The sequence below is a fragment of the Bacillus sp. FSL H8-0534 genome (assembly GCF_038005885.1).
GTDB classification, from domain to species: Bacteria; Bacillota; Bacilli; order Bacillales; family Bacillaceae_G; genus Bacillus_A; species Bacillus_A pseudomycoides.
Genome location: NZ_JBBOUC010000001.1, coordinates 4,347,179 through 4,373,062 on the forward strand (window position 1 = coordinate 4,347,179; position 25,884 = coordinate 4,373,062).

General features: G+C 36.0%; 26 protein-coding genes and 1 tRNA gene. 20 read left to right on the top strand and 7 right to left on the bottom strand.

Annotated features, from left to right (window positions below):
• The first annotated feature begins 198 nt into the window (after positions 1-198).
• Genes MHH71_RS22095 through MHH71_RS22105 form a run of 3 tightly spaced genes read left to right on the top strand, consistent with a single transcriptional unit; the run spans position 199 to position 2,229 of the window.
• Positions 199-969: a metal ABC transporter ATP-binding protein gene (locus tag MHH71_RS22095; protein ID WP_033799104.1), complete on the top strand. Its 771-nt coding sequence runs from the start codon at positions 199-201 to the stop codon at positions 967-969.
• A complete protein-coding gene (locus MHH71_RS22100; RefSeq protein WP_003200340.1) occupies positions 969-1,802 on the top strand; it encodes a metal ABC transporter permease in 834 nt (277 codons plus the stop codon). Before MHH71_RS22095 ends, MHH71_RS22100 begins: the two co-directional genes overlap by 1 nt.
• 13 nt (positions 1,803-1,815) lie before the next feature.
• Positions 1,816-2,229, top strand: coding sequence for a Fur family transcriptional regulator (locus MHH71_RS22105; RefSeq protein ID WP_003200343.1), 414 nt, complete (start codon positions 1,816-1,818; stop codon positions 2,227-2,229).
• An 81-nt stretch (positions 2,230-2,310) separates the two neighbouring features.
• On the opposite strand, the gene ispG is transcribed toward MHH71_RS22105, so the two are convergent.
• From ispG to MHH71_RS22120, 3 genes are all read right to left on the bottom strand, one after another.
• Positions 2,311-3,408, bottom strand: a complete 1,098-nt coding sequence (gene ispG, locus MHH71_RS22110) for a flavodoxin-dependent (E)-4-hydroxy-3-methylbut-2-enyl-diphosphate synthase (RefSeq protein WP_162617293.1) — start codon at positions 3,406-3,408, stop codon at positions 2,311-2,313.
• 165 nt (positions 3,409-3,573) lie between these two features.
• A complete protein-coding gene (locus MHH71_RS22115; RefSeq protein ID WP_003200346.1) occupies positions 3,574-3,921 on the bottom strand; it encodes a hypothetical protein in 348 nt (115 codons plus the stop codon).
• A gap of 64 nt (positions 3,922-3,985) precedes the next feature.
• Positions 3,986-4,753 carry a DUF1189 domain-containing protein gene (locus MHH71_RS22120; protein WP_006096002.1) on the bottom strand — a complete coding sequence of 256 codons (768 nt, stop codon included), beginning with the start codon at positions 4,751-4,753 and terminating at the stop codon, positions 3,986-3,988.
• A 653-nt stretch (positions 4,754-5,406) separates the two neighbouring features.
• Between MHH71_RS22120 and MHH71_RS22125 the strand changes: the two genes are divergently transcribed.
• The 14 genes from MHH71_RS22125 to glcK all read left to right on the top strand — a co-directional run bounded on the left by MHH71_RS22125 (position 5,407) and on the right by glcK (position 19,827).
• Positions 5,407-5,480 (top strand) — tRNA-Ile (locus tag MHH71_RS22125).
• A 224-nt stretch (positions 5,481-5,704) separates the two neighbouring features.
• Entirely contained in the window at positions 5,705-6,316 is a 612-nt protein-coding gene (gene sodA / locus MHH71_RS22130) for a superoxide dismutase [Mn] (protein ID WP_003200350.1), read from the top strand.
• 136 nt (positions 6,317-6,452) lie between these two features.
• The gene (locus MHH71_RS22135; RefSeq protein WP_003200351.1) at positions 6,453-7,730 is read left to right on the top strand and encodes an MFS transporter; all 1,278 of its coding nucleotides are present in this window, start codon (positions 6,453-6,455) and stop codon (positions 7,728-7,730) included.
• Between the two features lie 109 nt (positions 7,731-7,839).
• The gene (locus MHH71_RS22140; protein WP_033799105.1) at positions 7,840-9,942 is read left to right on the top strand and encodes a peptidoglycan D,D-transpeptidase FtsI family protein; all 2,103 of its coding nucleotides are present in this window, start codon (positions 7,840-7,842) and stop codon (positions 9,940-9,942) included.
• 318 nt (positions 9,943-10,260) lie between these two features.
• A complete protein-coding gene (locus tag MHH71_RS22145) occupies positions 10,261-11,178 on the top strand; it encodes a PstS family phosphate ABC transporter substrate-binding protein (RefSeq protein ID WP_033799106.1) in 918 nt (305 codons plus the stop codon).
• Between the two features lie 27 nt (positions 11,179-11,205).
• Positions 11,206-12,156 carry a phosphate ABC transporter permease subunit PstC gene (gene pstC, locus MHH71_RS22150; protein WP_003200358.1) on the top strand — a complete coding sequence of 317 codons (951 nt, stop codon included), beginning with the start codon at positions 11,206-11,208 and terminating at the stop codon, positions 12,154-12,156.
• 1 nt (position 12,157) lies between these two features.
• Entirely contained in the window at positions 12,158-13,024 is an 867-nt protein-coding gene (pstA, locus tag MHH71_RS22155; RefSeq protein WP_006096005.1) for a phosphate ABC transporter permease PstA, read from the top strand.
• A 21-nt stretch (positions 13,025-13,045) separates the two neighbouring features.
• Positions 13,046-13,861, top strand: coding sequence for a phosphate ABC transporter ATP-binding protein (pstB, locus tag MHH71_RS22160; RefSeq protein WP_016116339.1), 816 nt, complete (start codon positions 13,046-13,048; stop codon positions 13,859-13,861).
• Between the two features lie 341 nt (positions 13,862-14,202).
• Positions 14,203-14,859 (top strand): phosphate signaling complex protein PhoU, encoded by a 657-nt coding sequence (gene phoU, locus MHH71_RS22165; protein ID WP_016116338.1) that lies wholly within the window; start codon positions 14,203-14,205, stop codon positions 14,857-14,859.
• A gap of 343 nt (positions 14,860-15,202) precedes the next feature.
• Positions 15,203-17,557, top strand: coding sequence for a sugar phosphate nucleotidyltransferase (locus MHH71_RS22170; RefSeq protein WP_033799107.1), 2,355 nt, complete (start codon positions 15,203-15,205; stop codon positions 17,555-17,557).
• A gap of 70 nt (positions 17,558-17,627) precedes the next feature.
• Positions 17,628-17,777: a 50S ribosomal protein L33 gene (rpmG, locus tag MHH71_RS22175; protein ID WP_001265618.1), complete on the top strand. Its 150-nt coding sequence runs from the start codon at positions 17,628-17,630 to the stop codon at positions 17,775-17,777.
• Between the two features lie 168 nt (positions 17,778-17,945).
• The gene (locus tag MHH71_RS22180; RefSeq protein ID WP_003200367.1) at positions 17,946-18,524 is read left to right on the top strand and encodes a 5-formyltetrahydrofolate cyclo-ligase; all 579 of its coding nucleotides are present in this window, start codon (positions 17,946-17,948) and stop codon (positions 18,522-18,524) included.
• Between the two features lie 101 nt (positions 18,525-18,625).
• Positions 18,626-18,826: a YqgQ family protein gene (locus MHH71_RS22185; protein WP_016116335.1), complete on the top strand. Its 201-nt coding sequence runs from the start codon at positions 18,626-18,628 to the stop codon at positions 18,824-18,826.
• Between the two features lie 20 nt (positions 18,827-18,846).
• The gene (gene glcK / locus MHH71_RS22190) at positions 18,847-19,827 is read left to right on the top strand and encodes a glucokinase (protein ID WP_006096007.1); all 981 of its coding nucleotides are present in this window, start codon (positions 18,847-18,849) and stop codon (positions 19,825-19,827) included.
• 135 nt (positions 19,828-19,962) lie between these two features.
• On the opposite strand, the gene MHH71_RS22195 is transcribed toward glcK, so the two are convergent.
• Complete coding sequence (locus MHH71_RS22195; RefSeq protein ID WP_003200373.1) at positions 19,963-20,136, bottom strand: DUF2759 domain-containing protein; 174 nt, start codon at positions 20,134-20,136, stop codon at positions 19,963-19,965.
• 169 nt (positions 20,137-20,305) lie between these two features.
• Here MHH71_RS22195 and MHH71_RS22200 point away from each other — a divergent pair, with 169 nt between their 5' ends.
• Both MHH71_RS22200 and MHH71_RS22205 read left to right on the top strand, forming a co-directional pair.
• Positions 20,306-20,935 (top strand): MBL fold metallo-hydrolase, encoded by a 630-nt coding sequence (locus tag MHH71_RS22200; RefSeq protein WP_003200375.1) that lies wholly within the window; start codon positions 20,306-20,308, stop codon positions 20,933-20,935.
• 8 nt (positions 20,936-20,943) lie between these two features.
• Positions 20,944-22,059: a class I SAM-dependent methyltransferase gene (locus MHH71_RS22205; RefSeq protein WP_006096008.1), complete on the top strand. Its 1,116-nt coding sequence runs from the start codon at positions 20,944-20,946 to the stop codon at positions 22,057-22,059.
• Positions 22,060-22,207: 148 nt separating this feature from the next.
• Here the strand turns inward: MHH71_RS22205 and MHH71_RS22210 are convergent, their stop codons facing one another.
• A complete protein-coding gene (locus MHH71_RS22210; protein WP_000894376.1) occupies positions 22,208-22,498 on the bottom strand; it encodes an ArsR/SmtB family transcription factor in 291 nt (96 codons plus the stop codon).
• A 396-nt stretch (positions 22,499-22,894) separates the two neighbouring features.
• On the opposite strand from MHH71_RS22210, the gene MHH71_RS22215 reads away from it, so the two are divergent.
• A complete protein-coding gene (locus MHH71_RS22215; RefSeq protein ID WP_006096009.1) occupies positions 22,895-23,404 on the top strand; it encodes a GNAT family N-acetyltransferase in 510 nt (169 codons plus the stop codon).
• Positions 23,405-23,554: 150 nt separating this feature from the next.
• On the opposite strand, the gene metC is transcribed toward MHH71_RS22215, so the two are convergent.
• Positions 23,555-24,718 carry a cystathionine beta-lyase gene (gene metC, locus MHH71_RS22220; protein ID WP_018765828.1) on the bottom strand — a complete coding sequence of 388 codons (1,164 nt, stop codon included), beginning with the start codon at positions 24,716-24,718 and terminating at the stop codon, positions 23,555-23,557.
• On the bottom strand, positions 24,715-25,827 hold the full coding sequence (locus MHH71_RS22225; protein WP_006096010.1) for a methionine biosynthesis PLP-dependent protein: 1,113 nt from the start codon (positions 25,825-25,827) through the stop codon (positions 24,715-24,717). The genes metC and MHH71_RS22225 overlap by 4 nt, the downstream gene beginning before the upstream one ends.
• Between the last annotated feature and the right edge of the window lie 57 nt (positions 25,828-25,884).

A 25,884-nucleotide genomic window follows, 5' to 3' on the forward strand; every position in this document is an offset into this window, starting at 1 on the left:
GTAAAAGCAATCTTTGCCGTAATTTTTGAATATCCTTAAAAAGCAGAGAGATTTTCTCTGCTTTTTTGTTATAATAATAAGGTTGTCCGAAATAAAGAATATATTTTTGGGCAGATTGGTTTACAACTATAATAAGTTATACTATAATTCAAATAGAGGTAAATCGGAATCATTCTGAATTAAAATAGGTGAGATGCTATGAAGAATATGTTGGAAATAGAAGGACTGGCATTTCGGTATGAAGATCGAAATGTGTTAGAAGATATTAATTTGCAAGTTCCTAAGGGAGCTTTTTTAGGTTTGGTTGGACCGAATGGATCTGGTAAATCGACCCTATTAAAGTGTATATTAGGTGTTTTGAAGCCGAAGAAAGGGAGTATTCGGTTATTTGGTATTGATAGCAAGAAGTTTAAAGAGTGGAATAAAATTGGCTATGTTTCACAAAAGGCTAACAGCTTTAACTCTGGTTTTCCAGCAACTGTCTTTGAAGTTGTTTCAATGGGGCTTGTTTCAAAAAAAGGCCTATTTCGTTTCTTGAAGAAAGAAGATAAAGAAAAGGTTACAAAGGCAATCGCAGATGTAGGAATGAGTGAATTTCAAAATCGTAACATCGGAGAGCTTTCCGGTGGACAACAGCAACGTGTGTTTATTGCACGCGCGCTTGTAAGTAATCCAGAATTACTAATTTTGGACGAGCCTACAGTGGGGATTGATGTAAAGAGTGTAGAGAGCTTTTATGAGATACTAGAAGATTTAAATAAAAAACTAGGTATCACATTGATTCTGGTTACACACGATATGGGAGCTGTAACAGAGAAGGTGACACATGTTGCATGTTTAAATCAGCATTTGCATTTCCATGGAAATGTTGAGAAATTCCGAGAGTTAGAAGATGCAGAAATGTCGATTTTATATGGACATCATGTTCATCGTTTAGAACATGATCATGAGCATCACGGGAGGATATAATGATACAGGATTTTTTACAATATGATTTTTTACGCAATTCTTTATACGCTGGTATTTTAATAGGGCTTGTTGCCCCGTTAATCGGTGTATTTGTTGTCATTCGTCGCATGTCACTGATTGCAGATGCTTTAAGTCATGTGACATTATCAGGGATTGCCGCAAGTTTGTTACTAGAAAAAACGATTTTTACAGGTGGTTTTTTAAATCCGTTATATATGGGAATGATTTTTTCGATAGGCGGAGCACTATTAATTGAAAAATTACGTACTGTATATAAACATTACCAAGAATTAGCGATTCCAATTATTCTTTCAGCAGGGATGGGACTCGGAGTTGTTTTTATTTCACTTGCGAATGGATTTAATACGGATTTATTTAGTTACTTATTTGGTAGCGTGAGTGCTGTAACAAGCACGGATTTAATTCTTATTGGTATTGTAGCAATCGTAGTTATTGCAACAATTATTTTATTATATAAAGAGTTATTTTTATTATCATTTGACGAGGAATATGCTGTATCAACAGGTCTTCGTGCTAAATGGATTCATTTTATTTTTATTATTTTAGTTGCGCTTGTCATTGCAGTATCAATGCGTGTTGTTGGGGTTCTTCTCGTATCATCCCTAATGACGTTACCAGTTGCCGCAAGTATCCGCATCGCAAAAGGATTTAAACAAACAATTTTCTTTTCCATTTTATTTGGTGAAATTTCCGTGATAGGTGGGCTGTTTGCTTCTTATCAGCTTGATTTAGCTCCAGGTGGTACAATTGTTATGCTAGCGGTTCTTATTTTAATCGGTGCAATCTTATGGAAGAAGAAAAAAACTGCATAAAGTAGGGATAGTTATGAATCTGACTGAAGCTTTACGTCTTATGAAAGAAAAAGGCTATAAACACACTGGAAAAAGGGAAGAAATGTTACGTTTATTTGCGGTTCATAATCGTTATTTAACCGCAAAAGACGTTTTAGAGCATATGAAGAATGATTACCCAGGACTAAGTTTTGATACAATCTATCGTAATTTAACGGTATTTGCTGAAATTGGTGTTTTAGAGCAAACAGAATTAAATGGAGAAAAGCATTTTCGTTTTACATGTTCAATTATGGAACATCATCATCACTTCATTTGCTTGGATTGTGGTGGTACGAAAGAAATTACTTCCTGTCCAATGGATTTTATGAATAAAGATTTTAAAGGATACGAAGTAACAGGGCATAAGTTTGAAATATACGGGCGTTGCCCGAAGTGTGCAAAGTAAAAGCTTGTCAGCGTAAAGACTGACAAGCTTTTATTTGTAGTTATAAAACGGCTGCTGGTGACATCCAGGCAGCCGTTTTTATTATTGCTCTTGTTTTTCTTTTTCTTGATTTGCAGCCATTTCAGCAGCAATTACATCAATTTCTTTTTTGAGTTCTTCTACCATTGTTTCTTCCGGTACTTTGCGAACGACTTTTCCTTTACGGAATAATAAGCCTTCTCCACGTGCACCGGCAATACCGATATCAGCTTCACGAGCTTCACCAGGTCCGTTTACAGCACATCCAAGTACAGCAACTTTGATTGGTACTTTCAGCGTAGAGATATATTCTTCTACTTCATTTGCAATACTGATAAGGTCAATTTCAATACGACCGCAAGTTGGACAAGAAATAAGTGTTGCAGCATTCGATGCAAGACCGAATGATTTTAAAAGTTCACGAGCAACTTTTACTTCTTCAACAGGATCAGCACTTAATGAAATACGAAGTGTATTTCCGAGACCTTTACTTAAGATTGCTCCAAGACCAGCAGCACTTTTTACCGTTCCAGCAAATAGTGTTCCAGATTCTGTAATGCCTAAATGTAATGGATAATCAAAGGCACGAGCTGCTTTCTCATAAGCTTCGATTGCTAAGTTAACATCAGAGGCTTTCATGGATACGATGATATCGTGGAAATCTAAGTCCTCTAAAATTTTAATATGATGCAGTGCGCTTTCAACCATACCATCTGCAGTAGGATAGCCGTACTTTTCTAAAATATGGCGCTCTAATGAACCAGCATTTACACCAATACGAATTGGAATACCGCGTTCTTTTGCAGCATTTACAACAGCTTCTACTTTATGGCGACGCCCAATGTTTCCTGGATTGATACGTACTTTATCAATGCCGCCTTCAATTGCTTTTAAAGCAAGACGATAATCAAAGTGAATATCAGCAACAAGTGGGATGTTAATTTGTTTTTTAATATCAGCAATAGCATTTGCTGCGCGTTCGTCTGGAACAGCAACGCGGACAATTTGACAACCCGCTTCTTCTAAACGTTTAATTTCAGCAACTGTAGCTTCTACATCATGCGTTTTTGTTGTTGTCATACTTTGTATAATTAATTCATTATTACCGCCAATTGTTAAATTACCGACTTTAACAGGACGTGTTTTTGTACGATGAGTCATTTCATTCACGAATAGATCGCTCTCCTTATAAAAGAAGTTTCTTATTTTGTTGCCTCATATCAAATATAGTATATGTGATATGGAGCGATAGAAACCTATATGCTCGGTTTCACTTTTACTATTGTATCAGCGCCTTTATGTAATTGACAAGGATTAAGTGATGGTTCATTGATATAATGGAAATTTGTAAGATTTTCCAATTTGAATTTTTGTAGAAGATGTATTTTTATTTAATTGTTTAAAATCATCGATTACTTTTTCAATAGAAGGAACTTTTTTCTTGTTAATCGCTTCTGTAATGGATAAAACAGTATCTCCTGTTTTTACTTCAATCGCTTTATATTGTGCATCCGTTTCTTTTTTGGATTTTGTATCAACATTTTCTTTTTTTACAGTTTGGGCAGCTGTTGGTTTTTTGTATGAACTTAACATTGGTAAAGTACCAATTTTTATATCGTAATAAAACACGTAACCGAGAACAAGCACAAGTAAGAGTGTACCAAGTCTTTTCATATTCCTCACTCCTTTGTTAGGAAATATATGCTTGTCCAAAAAAAAAATGCCAAAATGGCATTTTTTATAGTTCGTGTTTTTCTTTAGGTTTTGGTATTTCTTTAATGGTTAAGTACAGAACAATTAAAATGATTGCAGTGTACAGAAGGAATGACCAGGGTACATTTATTTTTAATAAATCCATAATCATAAAGAAAATTGTTGGAATTGTATAGCTGTAGGCCGTTAATGTCCAAACTTGTTTGTAAGATAACTTCCGCTGACCGCCCATTGCAGAACCAATAAAGGCTAAAATTGTTACCCCTAGGAATGAAATGAATAATTGGAACAAATAAATGACTATTCCTACAACAAGCATGAGAATAGGATAAATGCTATCAATGGCTGATATGATATCTTTAATATCTTTTTTCTCAAATGTACCATTCCCAAAATCGCTATAAGACTGACTTTGTGTTTGATTGTTATTAATAGATACAACTTTATCCTTTAAAACGAATACACCTTGTTTATTTGCATATGCAGTCGTATCCGTTGCATTAGGGTCAAATACGAAAACAAAGTTCCCATCTTCTTTTATAATGGGTTCTTTAACGTCGGCATGAAGTTCGCCGTTCTCAATTTTAAAATCTGGGAGATCTTTTTCAATTGATTGATGTACAGTAGAAACGATATCTTGGGTGAAATTCCCAAATGTGAAGGTTTTTGGGATTGTTGCAATTAAACACAATAACATGATATACAGAATCGTTTTCCCGATTTTTTGAAAACGAAAAAGTGCCATGTCTTTTGGCGAATATAAACTTTTTACTAGCTGCGTAAATACGGACATATATTCACTTCCTTTGCTATATGTATGATAGATTGATGCATAAAATCATTGTAACGTACGAATCTAGAGAACTACAAGTTATATCGTGTGAAGTAAGATTGATACCCCAGTAAGTGATAGCTATAAAGGACTTTTTGCTATATCAATATAAATTGAAACCCTGACATAAAACCTTTCTTTTAGGTAGGAGAGGGCAACTGGCTATGCATAGAAGCAGTCAGATCCTTTTTCCTGCCCCGTCCGATGGTAAAACAAAGAGAGAAAACAAGTGCAGGTCACTTTTTGTTTTGCGTAGTGGGGGATTATTATATATCGAAAAAACAAAATGGATTTATATAATTATTCGCTTGCAGTAAGGTGTTTTTTTAAGATTTGAAAATAAAAAAGATAGACTTCAGTAAATGTAAAATAGACGAGAGCTCACCATCATTGAGAAATGAGGAAAGGTTTACTGATGGAAGTTTGACTTTAAGAAAAGTAAAAATACAATTGACACTTTTCTTTTTTATATGGTAAATTTATCTTACATTTCTTAACCGATATATCTCGCAGTGACTCAACCATGCAATCATACAGTTTTTATCTTGTATGAAAGTTCTGTGGAGACTTGGTGGTGTGATTTAAATTTCAGCCACCGATATATACATAATTCTGGACCCTTAGCTCAGCTGGTTAGAGCAGACGGCTCATAACCGTCCGGTCGTAGGTTCGAGTCCTACAGGGTCCATATCCATTTCAAATGTTCATCATGTAGACGAGAAGCTTCCTTGTAGAAGGAAGCTTTTTTTACGAAATATATGAGCATTTTATTTGAAAAGAAATGGGAATTTTGCTACGTTAATGATAGCAAGACAATGTGATTTAATTTGTTTTCACCCTATGGCAATTAGGGTAAAATGAAGTTGTATGCCAAGTCATTTTGGCAATACATAAACTGGGAGGAATGTAACAATGGCAAAACATGAATTACCAAATTTACCTTATGCGTATGATGCTTTAGAACCTCACTTTGATAAAGAAACAATGAACATCCATCATACAAAACACCACAACACTTACGTAACAAATTTAAACGCTGCGCTAGAAGGTCATGCAGAACTAGCTGACAAAAGTGTTGAAGAATTAGTTGCAAACTTAAATGAAGTACCAGAAGCAATTCGTACTGCAGTACGCAATAACGGTGGCGGACATGCGAATCATACTTTCTTCTGGACAATTCTATCTTCAAATGGTGGTGGACAACCAGTAGGTGAACTTGCAGCTGCAATTGAAGCGAAATTCGGTAGCTTTGATGCATTCAAAACAGAATTCGCAAAAGCTGGTGCAACTCGCTTCGGTTCTGGTTGGGCTTGGTTAGTAGTAAACAATGGTGAGCTAGAAGTAACAAGCACTCCAAACCAAGATTCACCTTTAACAGAAGGTAAAACTCCAGTTATCGGTTTAGATGTTTGGGAGCATGCTTACTACTTACATTACCAAAACCGTCGTCCTGACTACATCGGTGCATTCTGGAACGTTGTAGACTGGAACGCAGCTGAAAAACGTTACCAAGAAGCTAAATAATATCGCTTGTTCCGTTTTAGGTAAGGCGATATTGAAGAAGCTAGGGGAATATTCTCCTAGCTTTTTTGTATGCTTTCTTTTACATAATTGTGCTCGTCTTTGGAAGACTAGAACATGAAGTAAAGGAGAGTTATGTATGAAGTGGAAACATGTAATTGGCGATGTCGAGGTGAATCGTGATTTAATATTGTTACTTGTTATGGGGGGATTATACACGCTCGCAATTTCTTTATCCAACACGTTTGTTAACATTTATTTATGGAAACAAACACAAAACTATGTGAACCTTGGTTTGTATAATTTAGCAAGCGTTGTATTGCAGCCACTAACATTTCTTTTTGCAGGAAAATTGGCAAAACGGATAGATCGTGCTATTTTACTGCGAATCGGTGTGGGAACATTAGCTGCTTTTTTTATTGTTGTTTTACTCGCAGGAACGCATGCTTCACATTACATTTTATTACTTGGCGGTCTTCTTGGAATTGGATACGGTTTTTATTGGCTTGCATTTAATCTGTTGACATTTGAGATTACGGAACCGGAAACACGTGATTTTTTTAACGGTTTTCTTGGTCTTTTAACATCCTTTTCTGGAATGATTGGGCCAATAACAGCAGGATATACGATTTCACGTATGGAGAAATGGAGCGGTTATACAGTTATCTTTTTTCTTTCATTAACTTTATTTGCAATTGCTGTTGTCATAAGCTTCTTTTTATCGAAAAGAGAATGTGAGGGGCGCTATGAAATTGTTCAAGTTTTGAAAGAACGTAAGGTTGATAAAAACTGGGGAAGGATTACACGCGCACACTTTTTTCAAGGATTAAGGGAAGGGACGTTTATTTTTGTTATTTCTGTATATGTCTATTTGGCATCAGGGAGCGAATTTGCATTAGGAAAGTATAGTTTAGTCAATTCCGCTGTTTCATTTGTATGCTATTACTTGGTTGCGCGTATGTTAAAAAAGGAGTGGAGAAAAAAGGCGATTTTACTTGGTGGAATTATTTTGTATGTCGTTGTATTTTTAGTTATTTTTCATGTTACATATGTAAAATTACTCATTTATGCAGCATGTATTGCAATAGCTTATCCGATTTTACTTGTTCCGTACGGATCGATGACATACGATGTAATCGGAAGAGCAAAGCAGGCGAAAGAATGGCGGGTCGAGTATATTGTTGTTCGAGAATTATGGTTAAACAGCGGAAGAATCTGTTCGATTTTAAGTTTTTTATGTGCAGTATCATTTTTCCAGCCAGAAAAAAGCTTACCTGTTCTATTATGTATTCTTGGAGCTGGACATTTACTTATTTATTTTGCTGTTAGAAATGTCAAATACGGGGAAGGGAATCCAAATAAACCAAGGATTCCAGCACCTGAAACAACACAAAATCATACTGAACGAGAAGGTTAACTTCTTCTGGATTTTATGCTAGAATAAAAAGACATGTAAAACAGCAGTGAGGACACCTATAATAAGGTGTCCCTTTCCTATTACATAGCTGTTGGTAGAGGGGGTTCGTATGAGTAAAAAGAAGAAAAAAAAGAAAACCCACGTTCCGTTTCGGCTTAACGTGTTGTTTTTTTGTGTGTTTTTAATGTTTTCAGCGATCATTGTAAAGCTTGGAATGGTACAAATTGTACATGGTGAGGACTATAAAAATGAAGTTGAAAAAAAGGAAAACTCAACAGTAAGTAATCCAGTTCCACGCGGAAAGATCTTTGATAGATATGGTCGTGCGGTTGTGGATAATAACCCAGTTCGTACCATTACGTTTACAAGACTGAAGGGTTCAACTTCGGAAGAACGTTTAGAAACAGCGAAAAAACTGGCGAAGCTAATTGAAGTATCACCAGATAAATTAACAGAACGTGATAAAAAAGATTATTGGCTTTCTTTACATGAAAAAGAGGCAAAGGAAAAGATTACAAAGAAAGACCAAGCTGAATTTAAAGCAAAGAAAATTGATGATAAAGAAATGGCAGAGCGTCAGCGTAATCGCGTGACAGAGGCAGAAATAAATCAATTAACACCCGAAGATTTAGAAATACTTGCAATTAAGAGTAAAATGGATGGCGGATATGCAATGACACCGCAAATCATAAAAAAAGATGTAACAACAGAAGAATATGCAATCATTAGTGAAAATTTAGCATTGTTGCCAGGTGTAGATACGACAGTTGATTGGGATCGTAAATACACTTATGATGATATGTTCCGTAGTGTACTTGGTGGTGTAACAAGCTCAGATGAAGGGTTGCCAAGAGAACGACTAGATTATTTTCTTGTTCGAGATTATAACCGTAACGACCGCGTTGGTAAAAGTTATATTGAACAGCAATATGAGGATACGCTTCATGGTACAAAAGCAGAAGTGAGAAATGTTACAGACAAAGACGGAAATATTTTAGAAACAATAAACGTTTCTAAAGGTCAACGAGGCAATGATCTGAATTTAACAATTGATATGGAACTGCAAAAGCGTGTAGAAGAAATCCTTACGAAGTATTTAAAGCAATATGCAGGTGCAGAACCACTTTTAGACCGTGCATTTGTTGTGATGATGAATCCGAAAAATGGTGAAGTTTTATCTATGGCTGGGAAACAAATCGTAGACGAAAATGGAACGAAAGAGATAAAAGATTACGCATTAGGAACAATGACAAGTGCGTATCCGATGGGCTCAACTGTGAAAGGTGCTACGGTGCTAACGGGATATCAAACAGGAGCAATTACGCCTGGAACAGTACTAGTGGATGAACCAATTCAGCTAAAAGGTACACCAGTAAAAGCTTCTTGGAAAACGATGGGCAGCATTAACGACCTTACCGCTTTGAAAATGTCTTCTAACGTATATATGTTTAAAACAGCTATGAATATTGCTGGAGTGCCATATGTTAGAGGTGGTACATTAGATATTAAGAAAAAGGCATTCGATGATATGCGTTATTATTTTGGACAGTTTGGGCTTGGCGTGAAAACAGGAATTGACTTACCAAACGAAATAGCTGGTCAGAGAGGTTCTGGATTCCAACCAGGTTTCTTATTAGACTTAGCAATCGGGCAGTATGATACGTATACACCGCTTCAACTTGTACAATATGTTTCTACAATTGCCAATGGTGGCTATCGTATGCAACCGCAAGTCGTAAAAGAAATTCGTCAACCATCATCTAAACCAGATGAAGTCGGAAAAGTGATTCAATCAATGGAACCAAAAGTATTAAATCGTATTGATATGCCTGAAGATCAAATCCAGCGTGTGCAAGAAGGATTTAGACAAGTATTTAATGATTCAGGTGGTACAGGTGCAAAATACTTTACAGGTGCAAAATATACAGCTGCTGGAAAAACAGGAACAGCACAAACGTTTTATGGTGGTAACAAAGATATCGGAAGAAATGCAAAAGGCGAGCCTGTATCAACTTATAACTTAACATTAGTAGGTTATGCGCCGCTTGATAATCCTGAAGTTGCATTCTCCGTTGTTGTTCCATGGGTACACGATGATAAGTCTGGAATTAACGGAAATATCGGTCGTGAAATTATGGATGCTTACTTTGACTTGAAAAAACAAGAAGTAACAGGTGAAGCACCAAAAGATGAAAAAGGTAAAAAAGAATAAAAATATGTGAATTTGGCACACTATCTTAAAAGATAGTGTGCTTTTTTTTGTATTTTATGCATAGGTTTTAGTAATTGTGGACGAGCATATCCTATACGCGAAATAGGGGGTTGAAAAAAATGAACTCTCTCATAGTATGACCGGTCATATATTTACTTTTGAGAAAAGAAGTGAAAATGAGAAAGAAGTATCGTATTCCTCCACATTATGTTGAACTTTACAAAACTTTTACAAATTATTAAAACCGAATTAATAGTTGGGCATTATTCTTATATCTGTAATCCTGTTACTCCAGGATACTTCTAGGAGGAGCTACACGTGAAATGGACAAAAAAATCTATCAAGATTTTAGCAATATCGACATGTTTCATTTTTTTATATGTGTCTACTCCATCCGCTGCTAATGATGTGAGGGAAGTGAGAGTTGATGGATCCTCAACCGTTTTTCCAATTATGGAAGCTATAGCGGAAGAGTACACAAAAAAAGAACCACGTGTGAAAATTTCTATTAGTATATCTGGGACAGGAGGAGGGTTTCATCGTTTTGGCAAAGGCGAAGTAGATATAAATAATGCATCGCGCCAGGTAAAACAAGTAGAAGAAAATTTTATGAAGGAAAATTCCATCCAGTTTACACCATTTGAAATTGCTTATGATGGCCTCACAATCATTGTGAATCGTCAAAATACATGGGCTGATAATATGACAATAGAAGAATTACGTCTATTATGGAGCGAAGATGGTAGAACGAAACGATGGTCACATATTCATCCGAAATGGCCGCACGAAAAGGTGCAATTTTATGCGCCAGGTGTTGATTCCGGTACGTATGATTATTTTCAAAGTGTTGTCCTGCGAAACAATCGTCTTGCAAAAACAGTTGCTTTATCTGAAGATGATCAAGTCATTATGCAAGGGGTAATGAATGATAAAAATGCAATTGCATTTGTGGGATATGCGTACTATATGGCGAATCGAGATAAGGTAAAAGCCGTAAAAGTAAATGGTGTACCACCAACGAAAGCAAACATTCAATCTGGTGTTTATAAGCCATTGTCTAGGCCGCTATTTGCTTATGTAAACCATGCTTCGATTCGAAATAAAAGCAGTGTGGCAGAGTATGTGGTGTTTATGATGCAACATGCGGGCGGACTTGCTGAAGAAGTCGGATATGTTAAATTACCACAAAAGAAATATAGTGAACAGCTGCGAATGTTAACAGAAATAAAAAGATAATGTCAGGATGGAAAGGGGTTTTCATCTTTGGCTCGAAATGACAAAAGTCAATTTGCATTTTCTGTGCAACATTTGATTGAAAGAAATACAATCAAAAGAAAAAAAACGCAGCGAATCAATCGAATGGTTCCGTTACTATTAAAGGCAATTGCTAGCGTATCTATTATAACAACAATCGGTATTGTTATTACGCTAGCGAATGAAACAATTATGTTTTTTCGTGAAATATCAATGTATTCTTTTTTTACTGAGAAAGAATGGTTACCATTTTTTGAAGAGCCTAAGTTTGGGATACTTCCTCTTATATGTGGGACCTTACTTGTAACAACAATCGCTATGATAGTAGCTATTCCAATTGGACTAGGATGTGCCGTGTTTTTAAATGAATATGCTTCACACTTTGTTAGAAAAGTGTTAAAGCCCATTTTAGAACTACTAGCAGGTATTCCTACAATTGTATATGGATTTTTTGCTTTAACGATTGTCACACCGGCCTTGCAGCGTGTCATTCCGGATTTACAGTTCTTTAATGCAATTAGTCCAGGCATTGTTATAGGAATTATGATGGTTCCAACAATCGCTTCTCTTTCTGAAGATGCAATGGGAGCTGTATCTAAAGGAATAAAAGAGGCTTCACTTGGGCTAGGTGCAACGCGTTTTGAAACTGTACGAAAGGTTGTGTTTCCAGCTGCATTTACCGGTATTATGGCTGCAATCCTATTAGCGGCTTCACGTGCGATTGGTGAAACGATGATTGTTGTCATTGCTGGAGGTTCAACGCCCAATGTATCTATAGATCCGACGCACTCCATTCAAACGTTAACGGCTTATATTGTGCAAGTAAGCTTAGGTGATGCCCCCCATGGAACGATCGCATACTATAGTATGTACGCTGTAGGCGCGACGTTACTTATGTTTACATTCATGATGAATATGATTTCGCAGCAGATTATGCACCGTTTTAGAAAGGCGATATAAGATGCGAATGCTGAACCATAAGAGAATAAAAGAAAATATGGCAACGCGTTTTTGGAAGGATCAAATATATAAGTCAATTTCTTATATGACAATGCTATTTTCTATTTGCATACTAATTTTATTACTTTATCAAATCTTTGAAAAAGGTATAAGTTATCTTTCGATAGATTTTTTTATGAACTTTGCTTCGCGTAATCCAAAGCAAGCTGGTATTGCAGCTGCATTGTCAGGAACAATTGTATTTATGAGTATAGTAGTACCAGTTTCCTTTATATTTGGAGTAGGTACAGCTCTTTATTTAGAGCATTATGCAAGACAATCTGTATTCACAAGAATCGTAGAATTAAATATTCAAACATTAGCGGGGGTGCCATCTGTTGTGTTTGGATTGCTTGGTTTAACAATTTTTGTATATGGTCTTCAGTTAGGTGAGAGTATAGTAACAGCAGCGTTTACGATGAGTCTTCTTGTGTTACCAACTGTTGTTGTGTCGAGTCAAGAAGCAATTCGTATGGTGCCAAGCTCTTTGTTAGAAGCCTCATATGGTGTCGGTGCTACAAAATGGCAAACAATGTATCAAATTGTAGTGCCAACTGCCTTGCCAGGAATTTTAACGGGATGTGTTTTGGCTTTATCGAGGGCAATCGGAGAAGCGGCACCATTATTAGTCATTGGGGCGCTTGCTTTTGCTAATTATATTCCGCTTAACATGTTTGATAGATTTACAGTTTTACCGATTCAAATTTTTAATTGGATGAGTAGACCGCAAGAGGAGTTTCAGCATGTAGCAGCAGCCGGTATGATCGTTTTATTAGGATTGTTGCTCATTATAAATGTGGTTGTCTTATGGTTGAGAAATCGTAAGTAGTGGATGAAAGGGGAATTCAAAATGGTAGCAACAGTAGTAAATGTACAGGTGAAAAATGAAGAGAAAATTGAGTCAGCAACGAAGAAGGTTGTATTCGATACAAAAAATTTAAATTTATGGTATGGAGAAGATCATGCATTAAAAGATGTTAATTTAAGTATTCATGAGAATGAAGTAACAGCAATTATTGGACCGAGTGGTTGCGGAAAATCAACATATTTAAAAACGTTAAACCGTATGGTAGAGCTAGTACCTATCGTTCGCACAACGGGAGTAATTGAATATCGAGATCGAAATATTTTTGATAAGTCATATCCTGTTGAAGAATTACGTACGCATGTTGGAATGGTGTTCCAAAAGCCAAATCCATTTCCGAAATCTATTTATGAGAATGTTGCCTATGGTCCAAAGATTCATGGTATTCGTGATAAGAAGACACTTGATGCAATTGTTGAAAAAAGTTTACGTGGTGCAGCGATTTGGGATGAATTAAAAGATCGATTACACGATAATGCATATGGTTTATCTGGTGGACAACAACAGCGTTTATGTATCGCGCGTTGTTTAGCGATTGAACCGGATGTAATCTTAATGGATGAACCGACATCAGCATTGGATCCGATTTCTACATTGAAAGTTGAAGAATTGATTCAAGAGCTAAAGAAAGATTTTAGTATTGTAATTGTGACGCATAATATGCAACAAGCGGCACGTATCTCTGATAAAACAGCGTTCTTCCTAAGCGGTGAAGTTGTTGAATATACAGATACAAACAAATTATTCACTACTCCTACAGATAAACGAACAGAAGATTATATCACGGGACGATTTGGTTAATGTTTTTGGGAGTAAAAGCCCCTTTATAAGGGGCTTTTATCATTTTATCAAAAATCAAGTAAGAAAACTCCCCGCTCAAGGACTATGCTCAGCACAGTCCTTGAGCGGGGAGCTGAATTGCTAGTAACCGCATTCTTGTACGCTTTGTACAATATATTAAAAAAGTGGTTCCAAAGGCGTTTGCCAATGAAATAGAGGGGTTGTGCTATCAGGTAACTGTGTCAGCTCCACTCGTGTTACGCATCTGTTAGAGGAGACACACGAGAAACTCCCACTTCAAGATCCAAAGGAGCTAAGTGGCGGGAGTTTTCATATATGTAACAGCTAAAGGGGGAAACAACATGGTAAGGGAGCAATTTCATTATGATTTACACACATTGCAGCAAAAGGTAATTGAACTTGGAGAATTGGCAAGAGAAGCCCTTTCTTGTTCTATGGAAGGGCTTCAGAAGAAAGATGTAGAAAAAGCGCTAGAAGTCATTGATGGTGATTACCGTATGGATAATTTAGAAGAAGAAATTAATGACCTTGCACTTATGCTAATTACAAAACAGCAACCTGTTGCAAGCGATCTGCGAAGAATTTTTGTTTCGATTAAGACAGCAACAGATTTAGAACGTATTGCAGATCATGCCGTAAATATTGCTAAATCAACAATTCGGCTCGGAGAAAAAGATGTATCTGTTAGCTTGCATAGTCTAGAACAAATGTTTACGATTGCCATGGATATGTTAAATTTATCGTTAGAAGCATATCAAGAAGAAAATTTAACTTCTGCAAAACAAATTGCGGAAATGGATGATTCTGTTGACGAAATATACGGGAGAGCGATTCGTGAATTTATTTCCTCTATCCCTGAACATCCTGAAGCGATTACGCAAATTACACAATTATCTTTTATTGCACGTTACATTGAGCGTGTAGCAGATCACATTACGAATATTGCCGAGAATGTTTTTTACTTGGTGAAAGGAAAACATTATTTATTAAATGAATAGGAAAAAATGTTAGCAAGTGATGGAATATCACTTGCTTTTTTAGTCAAAACATGACAAAAAAAGCTCGTTGTCTTGTCCTCTCTATGATGATAAGATGTATCATAATATGATATGGAATAATATAGGAAGCGATTGTTTATCCTGTAAAAAACTCGATTGGTGAAGGTAGACACTCAGTGAAAGACAAGGAAAAACGCCACTGATTAAAATTTCACAGTATTAAGCTATAAAGTAAGCGCTTACCAATGTGGTTCAGTGAAGTGAAAAGGTTAATTTCTACATAAGTGACATACATATGATATACAAGGTCGTTCAACATTATAAACGTGGAGGATGAATGTATATGAAGGGGGTTATTTTAGCTGGAGGAAAAGGAAGGCGTCTTAGACCGTTAACATGTAATCTTCCAAAGCCAATGTTACCATTACTTGAAAAACCAGTGATAGAATACAATATTGAGTTACTAAGGCAGCATGGTATTCATGAGATTGCAATTACAGTTCAATATATGAGTACGGCAATTAGGCGGTATTTTGGTGATGGAAGTAAATGGGGAGTGAAGTTGCAATATTTCGAAGATTCGCCGCCGCTTGGTACGGCAGGAAGCATTAAACAAGCAGAAGCGTTTTTAGATGAGCCATTTGTTGTAATTAGTGGAGATGCATTGACGGATTTTAATTTATCGAAAGGAATTGAATTCCATCAATGCAGGAATAGACTGGTCACAATGTTTGTAAAGGAAGTGGAAAACCCACTATCATTTGGTTCAGTCGTTATGAATAGAGAGCATGAAATTATACGTTACATGGAAAAACCGAGTTGGAACGAAGTGATTTCAAATATTGTAAATACAGGCATTTATATTATGGACCCCGAAATTTTTTCTTATATTTCATCAGCGCAGTTTTTTGATTTTAGTCACCATGTCTTTCCTTTGCTGGAAAATAAAAAAGCACTCTTTGGATATGTAGCGCAAGGCTACTGGTTAGATATTGGTACATTAGATCAATATCGGCAGGCTCATTTTGACTTACTTACAAAGAAAGTACAGGTACCCATTTCTTATACGGAAGTACTACCGATGGTTTGGATGGGAGAAGGGGTAACTATTGAAAAGGGAACAAAAATTCACGGTCCATCTTTTATCGGAGAAGGAGTGTCCATCGGAGCGGGGGTAATAATTGAGCCATATTCAATTATCGGTAAGTGCAGCACAATATTAGATCATACGCATGTCCAAAAAAGTATTGTTCTTGCCCATACGTATGTAGGAAAACGCTGTGAGCTATTAGAAGCGACCGTTGGAGAAAATGCGATGATTAAAGATGATGTAACTTTATTTGAGAAAAGTGTGGTAGCAGACCGTTGCCAGATTGGAAAAAATACAGTGATACAACACAATGGGAAAATATGGCCTAATAAAGTTGTTGATAGTCATTCTATTATTGCCTCGTCAGGAATTACTGAAAATGAAAAAAACTCAGGTTGGCTGCAAAAAAGCCGGGTAGTAGGTAGGGGTAATATAGAAATGACACCTCAAGTTGTTGTAAAAATAGCAATGGCATATGGCTCTCTTTTTTCAAAAGGGGAGCGTATATTGATAGGGGGATATGATGATGTAAAAGTTGATATTTTTAAAAAGTTATTTCTACATGCAATTCATAGTGTTGGCTTGTATACGATGGAATGTCAAGAAATGAACGATTCGGCCTTTCGGTATGCGATCAATGAACTCGAATGTGCAGGGGGCATTTTTATTCGCTTTGAACAAGAAGAAGGAATTGTCATTCAACTGTATGGTAAGGAAGGCATAAGGTTATCGTATAAACAGCAAAAAGAAATGGAACACTTGTATATGTCAGAAGCATTTCATTATGTATATGATAAAGACATAGGACGAAATGAAACGGTACATGTTTGTTTAGAGAAATATGTTGAATCTGTATTAGTGTATTTGGATATCGAAACGATACAAAAGCAAACATTTCACCTTCTTATTAATAAAAGAGATGAAATGTTTCAGTCCCTACTCATATCCTTCTTGCGAAAACTAGGTTGCACAATTACATGGGTTTATGCTAGTGAGCAAAAAGAACATGTTAAATTGTTAATGAAATCCAGTAGAGCTCATATGGCTCTTATGTTGTATGAACAAGGAAATAAATTTGAATTATATGATAATCATGGTGGGATTTACCAAAGTGCAAATTGTGAAGAAATCGATGTGCCTGATTTATTACTTGAGACGACAGAAAGTGTTTATCCATTATCGTTAAAATTAGGAGAGTGCTATCTTCTTTTTTATATGTATGGTGAACAAAGTAAGTTTCAGATGAGATGGCAGCAAGATATTTTATATCGGATTGGAAAATTATTCGAACTAATTGCTCGGCAAGGAAATACTTTGTCGACGATGTTAGAGCAATCACCACCCCTTTACTTATTATGTGATGAAGTTGTTTGCTCGTGGAAAGAGAAAGGGAAAGTAATGGGAATGTTATTGCAAGATATGGAAAAAAGAGAAGTCGAAGTATTAGAGGGAATCCAATTTAAATATACAGAAAAAGAGTGGTCATATATTGTTTCTGATGCAAAACATCCTAAATTTCTTGTATATTCACACGCGAGAAACCCAGTAATAGCAAAGGAAAATATGAAAACTCTTATAGAAAAAATTAGACAATATCAAAAGGTGTAGAATTTTTATTTTAAAAGTGGTATTATAGTATAGTCTGATTTAAGTTATTAGTGACTGGAGGGAAATAAGAATGCGTGTGAATATTACTCTAGCATGTACAGAATGCGGAGATCGTAACTATATCTCAAAGAAAAATAAACGTAACAACACGGAGCGCCTTGAGCTTAAAAAGTATTGCAAGCGTGACAAGAAGTCTACGTTACACCGTGAAACAAAGTAAGCAGTAGGAAATTTCCTACTGTTTCTTTTTTTTTTACTATGGTTATAACCCTTATTGAAAAGTGATGATACATGAAAAAAATGATAGACTGTTTACAAGAACATAATTCATTTTTGCGATTAATAATTATAAAGTAAGTAAAGGATCACTTTATAGGGGGAAAAGCGTGTGAAAGAGGAGAAGGTACGTTTACGTAAGAAAATAGTAGAGCAAATGAATTTTTTATCGAAAGAACAGCACAAAACTTTATCAGAACAAATTGTATTTTCTTTATATGAACAAAAAGAGTGGAGAGAAGCGGAAACAATCGGAATTACTCTTTCGATGGAACATGAAGTGAATACATATGTAATTATTGAACAAGCATGGCGAGAAGGAAAAAAAGTTGTTGTACCAAAGTGTAATAGAGAGACAAGAACAATGATCTTTCGTCAAATTACAAATTTTGATCAATTAGAAACAGTATATATGAGCTTGCGTGAACCAATTCCTGCGCTAACAGTAGAAACAGAAGCAAATGAAATTGATCTTCTGTTTGTACCTGGAGTTGCGTATACAAGACGAGGGGAACGTATTGGGTACGGCGGTGGTTATTATGATCGTTATCTGCTGCAGTATGAAGGGAAAACGTTATCATTAGCTTTTGATTTTCAAATTGTAAGTTATATTCCAACAGAGTCGTTTGATCAAAATGTACAAAAAATTATTACAGAAAAAGAAACAATTCTTCAAAATGGACTTGTATAGACAAATAAAAATTGACGAGACTTTTTCTTGTTGATTATAATAAAATATGTGAACGTTTTCTTATTATATTTCCATAATAAGTGGACATAGAGGGTGATGAAATGATATCAATTTATGATATTCAGCAATTGCTAAAAAAATTTGGAACAATCATTTATACAGGTGATCGAATCGCTGATTTACAATTAATGCAAGATGAATTGCGTGAATTAAATCAATCACAGTTGATTGAGCCAAAAGACTATCAAACAGCTTTATTTTTATTGAAACAAGAGATTCAAAAAGAGATGAGCAAGAATTAGATAAAGGTAGGTTAGCAAAAATGGAAGAAAAGTGGTTAGTTGGTGTTGACCTTGGCGGGACAACGATTAAATTAGCATTTATCAATGTTTATGGTGAAATTTTACATAAGTGGGAAATCCCAACGAATACAAGTGAGCAAGGCAAACATATTACATTAGATGTAGCGAAAGCAATTGATAAAAAGTTAGAAGAACTAGGAGAATTAAAGAGCAAGCTAATTGGTATTGGTATGGGCGCTCCTGGACCTGTGCATGTCGCTTCTGGTCTGATTTATGAAGCTGTTAATTTAGGGTGGAAAAACTATCCATTAAAAGATTTATTAGAAGTAGAAACAGGCTTACCTGTTGTGGTTGATAATGATGCAAACTTAGCAGCGCTTGGTGAAATGTGGAAAGGTGCTGGTGAAGGAGCAAAAGATCTAGTTTGTATGACGCTTGGAACTGGTGTTGGCGGCGGTGTAATTGCAAATGGTGAGATCGTGCACGGTGTAAGTGGTGCTGCTGGTGAAATCGGACATATTACAGTCGTAACAAAAAATGGATTTCCTTGTAACTGCGGGAAATCTGGCTGTCTAGAAACAGTAGCTTCAGCAACAGGTATTGTACGTGTTGCTATGCAAAAATTACAAGGTACAGATGAACCAAGCATACTTCACTCTATGTTAGAAGAAGAGGGACGTATTACATCTAAAGATGTATTTGAAGCGCTTGAACAAGGTGACGCTTTAGCGGAACAAGTTGTAGAAAAAGTAGCTTCTTATTTAGGGTTAGCTGTAGCAAATCTTTCTAGTACGTTAAATCCAGAAAAGATTGTAATTGGCGGTGGTGTATCTAAAGCTGGTGATGCATTGTTACAACCAATTCAGCGCTATTTTGCACAATATGCATTTTCTCGTGCTGTTAAGAGCACGAAGTTAGCAATTGCAACGCTTGGGAATGATGCTGGTGTAATTGGTGGAGCTTGGCTTGTGAAGAAGCATAAATATGAAGTTATGAAGTAAAAAGAATAGAATCAGTCAGGGCGAATCGGAATTAAGATGAGACTACTGGTATTTGCAAAATAATGAGAAGAGGAAGGGAGATCCCTTCCTCTTTTTTTATGCAAAATCTTGATGGGAAATAGAACTGTAAGTGAATTAATGAGCTGGTGGGTACCCGCTATAAAGGACAGTCATGACTGTAAACCAACCAAAAACAAGTACAGTTGCAACAGCAAAACCGCCTGCTAGTAAATTTTTTTCACGTAACGTTCTAAGGGTTGCGAATACAGCTAACAGAGTGACTAGCGCAAAAATGATAACAAGACCCATATATGATCCCCCTCTGCTCTCTCATTCTTTCGTTTGAGTTTTTGCAATATTTCTTCTTTTTTATTGTACATGTTTTAGAAATGATTGTCGAGATACCATCGTTTCTTTTCCTAAGGGGAAGAAATGTTGTATCATAAAAGTAAGTTCAATAACTGGAGGAGATTTAAAAATGAAATGGATACAAATGCCATTAGGGCCATTACAAACAAATGCATATATTTTAAGTAATGATCAAAAAGAATGTATTATTTTTGATCCAGGTAGTGAAGGAGAGAAGCTTGTAACGTATTTACAAGAAGAACAATTAAAGCCGCTGGCTGTTTTATTAACACATGCTCATTTCGATCATATTGGTGCAGTTGATGCTGTGAGAGATGCTTTTCATATCCCAGTATATGTACATAAAGAAGAAGTGGATTGGTTAGGAGATGCGACTGTAAATGGTTCGCAAATTTTTATGATGAATCGAAGTATTACAGCGAAACCAGCTGATCAAATTATTGAAGGCGAAGGAATGTTAACGATTGGATCTTTTACATTTGAAATGTTTGAGACGCCAGGGCATTCTCCAGGCAGTATTTCATATTATTGCAAAGAGGCAAATGCTGTATTTTCAGGAGATGTATTATTCCAAATGAGTATTGGTCGAACAGATTTACCGGGTGGAAGTTTTGCAGAATTAATTGGAAGCATTGAAGAAAAATTATTTGTACTGCCAGATGACACAGCAGTATTATGTGGACATGGTCCAGAAACAAATATTGGTTTCGAAAAAGAAAATAATCCGTTTTTACAATAAGGAGCTATATGGGGATGGAGCTCGTTTTAAGAAAATGGATGGAAAAAGAAAAGGATTATTCGATTTCATATAGTACATATATGAACCTTGCACTGTATGATGAGGAGTACGGATATTATATGAAAGAACGTGAGAAAATCGGAAGAAATGGTGACTTTTTTACGAGTAGTAATATTTCTTCGGTATTTGCAAGGACGTTCGCTCGTTTTTTTATTCGACTTGTCCAAAATGGAGAGATCCCCCCGAATGTTTGTGAAATTGGAGGGGGAACAGGGAGATTTGCTTATGATGTTTTACAGGAATGGAAACAGTTATCTCCAGTAACCTATGCAGAGTTACGATATTCTATTATTGAAGTGAGTCCTTTTCATAGAAGGTTGCAAAAACGTCAACTTGGTTCATTTCAAAATATTTCGCAGTACAAGTCCTATAAGGAATTAGGGGAGTCTTTTACAGGAATCGTTTTTTCAAACGAATTGTTTGATGCGTTTCCTGTTGAAGTGATAGAGAAGCGAGCTGGTATTTTGTATGAAGTTCGTATTACGTATACGGAGCAGCGGGAACTTACAGAAGTATTGCGGCCGTTAGAACAAGAAGTAATACGATGCTATTTACGAAGACATAAGATTGAGCTTTATGAAGGACAGCGCTTTGAAGTACCAATAGCAATGGAAACCTATTTACAAGAGATTATAGGATGGCTCAAGGAAGGCTTATTCATCACGGTTGATTATGGATATACAAAGGCGGAGTGGATGCATCCTGCGCATCATGAAGGGAGTCTAAGGGGATATTATGACCATAGACTCATTCAGAACCCTCTGCATTATCCAGGTGAAATGGATATTACAGCGCATATTCATTGGGATGAATTGAAGAAAATAGGAGAAGAAAGCAGTCTTCATACAGTGTGGCATACAAAACAAAGGGGGTTTTTACTTGCGGCAGGTATATTAGAACAACTTGTTAGTCATCAAGATTCCGATCCTTTTTCTGAGAAACAGAAACAAAATCGAGCGGTTCGTTCTATGATTTTACATGGGGGAATAAGCGATGCTTTTGATGTTGTTATGCAAAAAAAAGGAATGCCACATTTTGATTTAAAGCATTATTTACATATATAGAAAAAAACAAGACACAGAATGATTCTGCGTCTTGTTTTTTGATACGACTTTAGGATATGTAGTATTGTATATTTTCTCTCATGATATATATTTATATTAAAGATATGAGATGGAAAATATAGAATACGTCCTTTTTGTTTGGTTACCCCTAACCTAGTAATACACGAACAAGTTGGATAATTGTTTCATTTTCTACTTTGTAGTAAATTTCCAATCCTTTTCTTTCACTAGAAACGATTTTAGCGCTTTTTAATTTCGCTAAATGTTGTGAAATTGTGGATTGTGGCATATTTAATCCTGTGTACATTGTCGAAACATTGCTTGGACCGCGTTCGATCAATCCTTTTACAATACATAAACGAACAGGGTGAGCAAGAACTTTCAGTAATTCTGCATTATTTTCGTATAGTTCTAATTCCTTTTGAAAGGTTTCTAACATGTTTTTTCCACCTCCATGCGAGCTGTTATACCCATACTATACATACCAAAAATCTAAAGAAAAGAAAATAGTTGTTGCAGAAAAAATGTTCTAAAGTAAAGAAATTGTAAGAAAAGAGAACATGATGTAAATAACTTTGCAAAATTTGTACGTTTTGTAACACAGTATTTTTTGTTAAAAATCGTGAATATACAGATACATTTGTAACACAATTTTATCACGATTTTGTTATTCTTTCAATTAATATACAAAATTTTTAAAATAATAAGAAAAAGAGATTTTATATGTTTCTATAGAATATAATTTTGGATGAAAAGAAGGCATATCATAACATACATTTCCTAAAACACTTTCACTTTCCTGAAGGTTTACTGAAAAAAGATAAGTGGTGATGATGTGATACGATTAGCAAAAGAATCTGATGCTGAATCATTTATTGCTATTAGAAAGGAAATCATTTTATCAGCAGCTACGACAAAGTTTTTTATATCTTCTCCAAATAAAATACCTGATAATGTGAATAAAGAAAGAGAAAAAATATTGAAAAGTGTTGAGGATGGAAATCTTTATATAGTAAGTGAGATGGAAGGTGCAGTAGTCGGCTTTTTGATTTTCAATCGTTACAAACAAGAACACTTAAAACATGTAGGAACAATGGGAATGGGTATCAGAGAGGAATGTTGCAATCAAGGTATCGGTACCAAATTAATAAAATTTCTTGTTAATTGGGCTAAAAAGCAGAAAGGTTTAGAAAAAATTTGCTTAGGGATCGTTTCTGTTAATGATAGGGCTATTAAAGTATACAAACGTACTGGTTTTATAGAAGAAGGTAGACAACGGGAGCAAATTAAATATGAAGATGGTTCTTATGGAGAGGATACATTAATGGCTTATTATCTTCAATAGAGGGACTTTACCTAAGTGCATATGATGAGTTTATGGTGGTAAATCCTGAGTACCGTAATAAAAAAGGATAGACCAAGCGAATGTAATTTGCTTGGTCTATCCTTTTTTATAATGTGAAACATTTTATTTCTATATCAGATGGGAATTTTCTCATGCATTCACAGGTTCCTCTACAAAAGAAAGTGCATTTTCAAAATCGGTAATTAAATCATCTACATTTTCAAGGCCAACTGATAAACGGAGCAATGAATTAGAAATACCTCTTTCATCGCGTGCTTTTTGTGATAATGCTGCATGTGACATTTTTGCAGGATAGGAGAGGATGGATTCCACAGCTCCTAAACTTACTGCAAATACAGGAAGCTTGACTTGTGATAAAAATTTTCGCAAAGCATCTTCAGATTGTAACGTGAAAGATAAAACAGCACCGGCAGATTGTGCTTGTGAGTGCTGTATGTCATAGCCAAGGTGTGATTCTAATCCAGGGTAATACACATTCTGAATTTTCGAGTGTTTTTGTAAATAAAGAGCAATTTTATTCGCGTTTGTTGCTGAGTGTTCGAGACGTACGTGTAATGTTTTCAGACCGCGAAGAACGAGAGAGCAATCTTGTGGGCCTAATATAGCGCCAAATGCATTTTGCAGGAAGCCGAGTTTTTTAGCGAGTTCATCATCTTTTACAACTGCTAATCCAGCTGTAACATCACTATGACCGGCAATAAACTTTGTCGCACTATGGAGAACCACATCTGCTCCAAGTTCGAGTGGTTTTTGGAATAGTGGTGTTAAAAATGTGTTATCAACAAAAGTAAGAGCTCCGGTAGATTTCGCTAATTCGCAAACAGTACGAATGTCGGTTACTTTTAATAATGGATTGGATGGTGTTTCAATGTAAAAGACTTTTGTATTTGGTCTAATGTTTTGTTTTACTGCCTCTACATTTGTCATATCAACAAATGTATGTGAAACACCGTAACGAGACAGAACCTCTGTTACAATGCGATATGTTCCCCCGTATACATCTTCTGAAATGAGAACATGATCGCCTTGCGAGAGAAGGAGGAAGGCAGTAGAAATCGCTGCAATTCCAGATGCGAAGGCAAATCCTTTTGTTCCCCCTTCTAATAAAGCGATTATGTCTTCAAGTGCTTCACGTGTTGGATTCCCAGAGCGACTGTAGTCGTATTTTCCAAAGGTATCTACATCAAATTGATGAAATGTCGATGTATTATAAATGGGAACGTTAACAGCTCCTGTTTGTGAATCATGTTTATATTGGTTATGAAGTAAGAGTGTATCTAACGAATAACTCATATTCTTACACCTTCTTTTACATGTTTAATAGCTTGCTTTAAGTCTTGAATTAAATCATCCCCGTTTTCAATGCCAACGGAAAAACGGAGAAGACGATTACATACCCCGCGTGCTATACGCACTGCTTCTGGGATATCTGCATGTGTTTGTGTTGCTGGATATGTCATTAAACTTTCAACCCCGCCAAGACTTTCTGCAAATGTAATTAACGATAAAGATTGTAAGAAAGGATTTATCCATTTTTCATCGCGAAGACGAAATGAAATCATACCGCCCCTTCCTGGATAAAAAACATCGGTTACACCATTCTCCCCATTTAAATAAGAAACGATTTTTTTTGCGTTTTCTTCATGTTGTTTCATACGAAGAGCCAATGTTTTCATACCACGAATTAATAACCACGAATCAAATGGACTTAATACAGCACCAGAAGCGTTATGATAGTGGGCAAGTGCTTCGCAAAGTGTCTGACCTTTTGCAACGACAAGGCCGCTTAGTACATCGTTATGTCCACCTAAATACTTTGTTGCGCTGTGAAGGACAATATCTGCGCCTTCTGTTAATGGTTGTTGTATATAAGGAGTGTAGAAAGTATTATCGACAATTAGAAGTAGGCCGTGCCGTTTTGCGACAGTTGCGACAGCTGCAATATCAGTGACTTGCATTAATGGATTGGTCGGTGTTTCGATAAAAATAGCCTTTGTTTGAGAAGTGACAGCTTGTTCTATTTGTTTAATAGATTGTGTATCTACGTATCTACATCGAATATTCCACTTTTCCTCATGTTCCGAAAATAAGCGGTAGGTCCCTCCGTATAAATCTTCTGATACGATAAGTTCATCTCCAGAACGGAATAAGGAAAGAATAAGAAGAACAGCTGCCATTCCAGAACTACAGGCATAGCCTTGTTCACCTTCTTCTAAATCAGCAATTGCGCGTTCTAAAAGACCACGTGTTGGATTTCCTGTTCGTGAATAATCAAAGCCTGTTGACTTTCCAATTCCTTCATGACGATAAGCTGTTGAAAAGTAAACAGGGGGATTAACTGTTCCTGTTGTAGTTTCGCTTCGATTTCCGATTTGTGCTAGTTTTGTTTCGATTGTTGACATGTGAAATTCCTCCTTTATAAAAATAAAAAAAGCCTTCTAAGAAGAAGGCTTTCATGC

Bases quoted from the DNA above. Each gene is read 5' to 3' on its own strand.
- MHH71_RS22135 (WP_003200351.1), top strand. From the start codon at position 6,453: ATGAAGTGGAAACATGTAATTGGCGATGTCGAGGTGAATCGTGATTTA.
- MHH71_RS22210 (WP_000894376.1), bottom strand. From the start codon at position 22,498: ATGTTAGAAACCTTTCAAAAGGAATTAGAACTATACGAAAATAATGCA.
- MHH71_RS22100 (WP_003200340.1), top strand. From the start codon at position 969: ATGATACAGGATTTTTTACAATATGATTTTTTACGCAATTCTTTATAC.
- phoU (WP_016116338.1), top strand. From the start codon at position 14,203: ATGGTAAGGGAGCAATTTCATTATGATTTACACACATTGCAGCAAAAG.
- MHH71_RS22115 (WP_003200346.1), bottom strand. From the start codon at position 3,921: ATGAAAAGACTTGGTACACTCTTACTTGTGCTTGTTCTCGGTTACGTG.
- rpmG (WP_001265618.1), top strand. From the start codon at position 17,628: ATGCGTGTGAATATTACTCTAGCATGTACAGAATGCGGAGATCGTAAC.
- sodA (WP_003200350.1), top strand. From the start codon at position 5,705: ATGGCAAAACATGAATTACCAAATTTACCTTATGCGTATGATGCTTTA.
- MHH71_RS22120 (WP_006096002.1), bottom strand. From the start codon at position 4,753: ATGTCCGTATTTACGCAGCTAGTAAAAAGTTTATATTCGCCAAAAGAC.
- MHH71_RS22225 (WP_006096010.1), bottom strand. From the start codon at position 25,827: ATGTCAACAATCGAAACAAAACTAGCACAAATCGGAAATCGAAGCGAA.
- MHH71_RS22205 (WP_006096008.1), top strand. From the start codon at position 20,944: ATGGGGATGGAGCTCGTTTTAAGAAAATGGATGGAAAAAGAAAAGGAT.
- MHH71_RS22170 (WP_033799107.1), top strand. From the start codon at position 15,203: ATGAAGGGGGTTATTTTAGCTGGAGGAAAAGGAAGGCGTCTTAGACCG.
- MHH71_RS22095 (WP_033799104.1), top strand. From the start codon at position 199: ATGAAGAATATGTTGGAAATAGAAGGACTGGCATTTCGGTATGAAGAT.
- glcK (WP_006096007.1), top strand. From the start codon at position 18,847: ATGGAAGAAAAGTGGTTAGTTGGTGTTGACCTTGGCGGGACAACGATT.
- pstA (WP_006096005.1), top strand. From the start codon at position 12,158: ATGCGAATGCTGAACCATAAGAGAATAAAAGAAAATATGGCAACGCGT.
- MHH71_RS22185 (WP_016116335.1), top strand. From the start codon at position 18,626: ATGATATCAATTTATGATATTCAGCAATTGCTAAAAAAATTTGGAACA.
- pstB (WP_016116339.1), top strand. From the start codon at position 13,046: ATGGTAGCAACAGTAGTAAATGTACAGGTGAAAAATGAAGAGAAAATT.
- metC (WP_018765828.1), bottom strand. From the start codon at position 24,718: ATGAGTTATTCGTTAGATACACTCTTACTTCATAACCAATATAAACAT.
- MHH71_RS22105 (WP_003200343.1), top strand. From the start codon at position 1,816: ATGAATCTGACTGAAGCTTTACGTCTTATGAAAGAAAAAGGCTATAAA.
- ispG (WP_162617293.1), bottom strand. From the start codon at position 3,408: ATGACTCATCGTACAAAAACACGTCCTGTTAAAGTCGGTAATTTAACA.
- MHH71_RS22200 (WP_003200375.1), top strand. From the start codon at position 20,306: ATGAAATGGATACAAATGCCATTAGGGCCATTACAAACAAATGCATAT.
- MHH71_RS22140 (WP_033799105.1), top strand. From the start codon at position 7,840: ATGAGTAAAAAGAAGAAAAAAAAGAAAACCCACGTTCCGTTTCGGCTT.
- MHH71_RS22195 (WP_003200373.1), bottom strand. From the start codon at position 20,136: ATGGGTCTTGTTATCATTTTTGCGCTAGTCACTCTGTTAGCTGTATTC.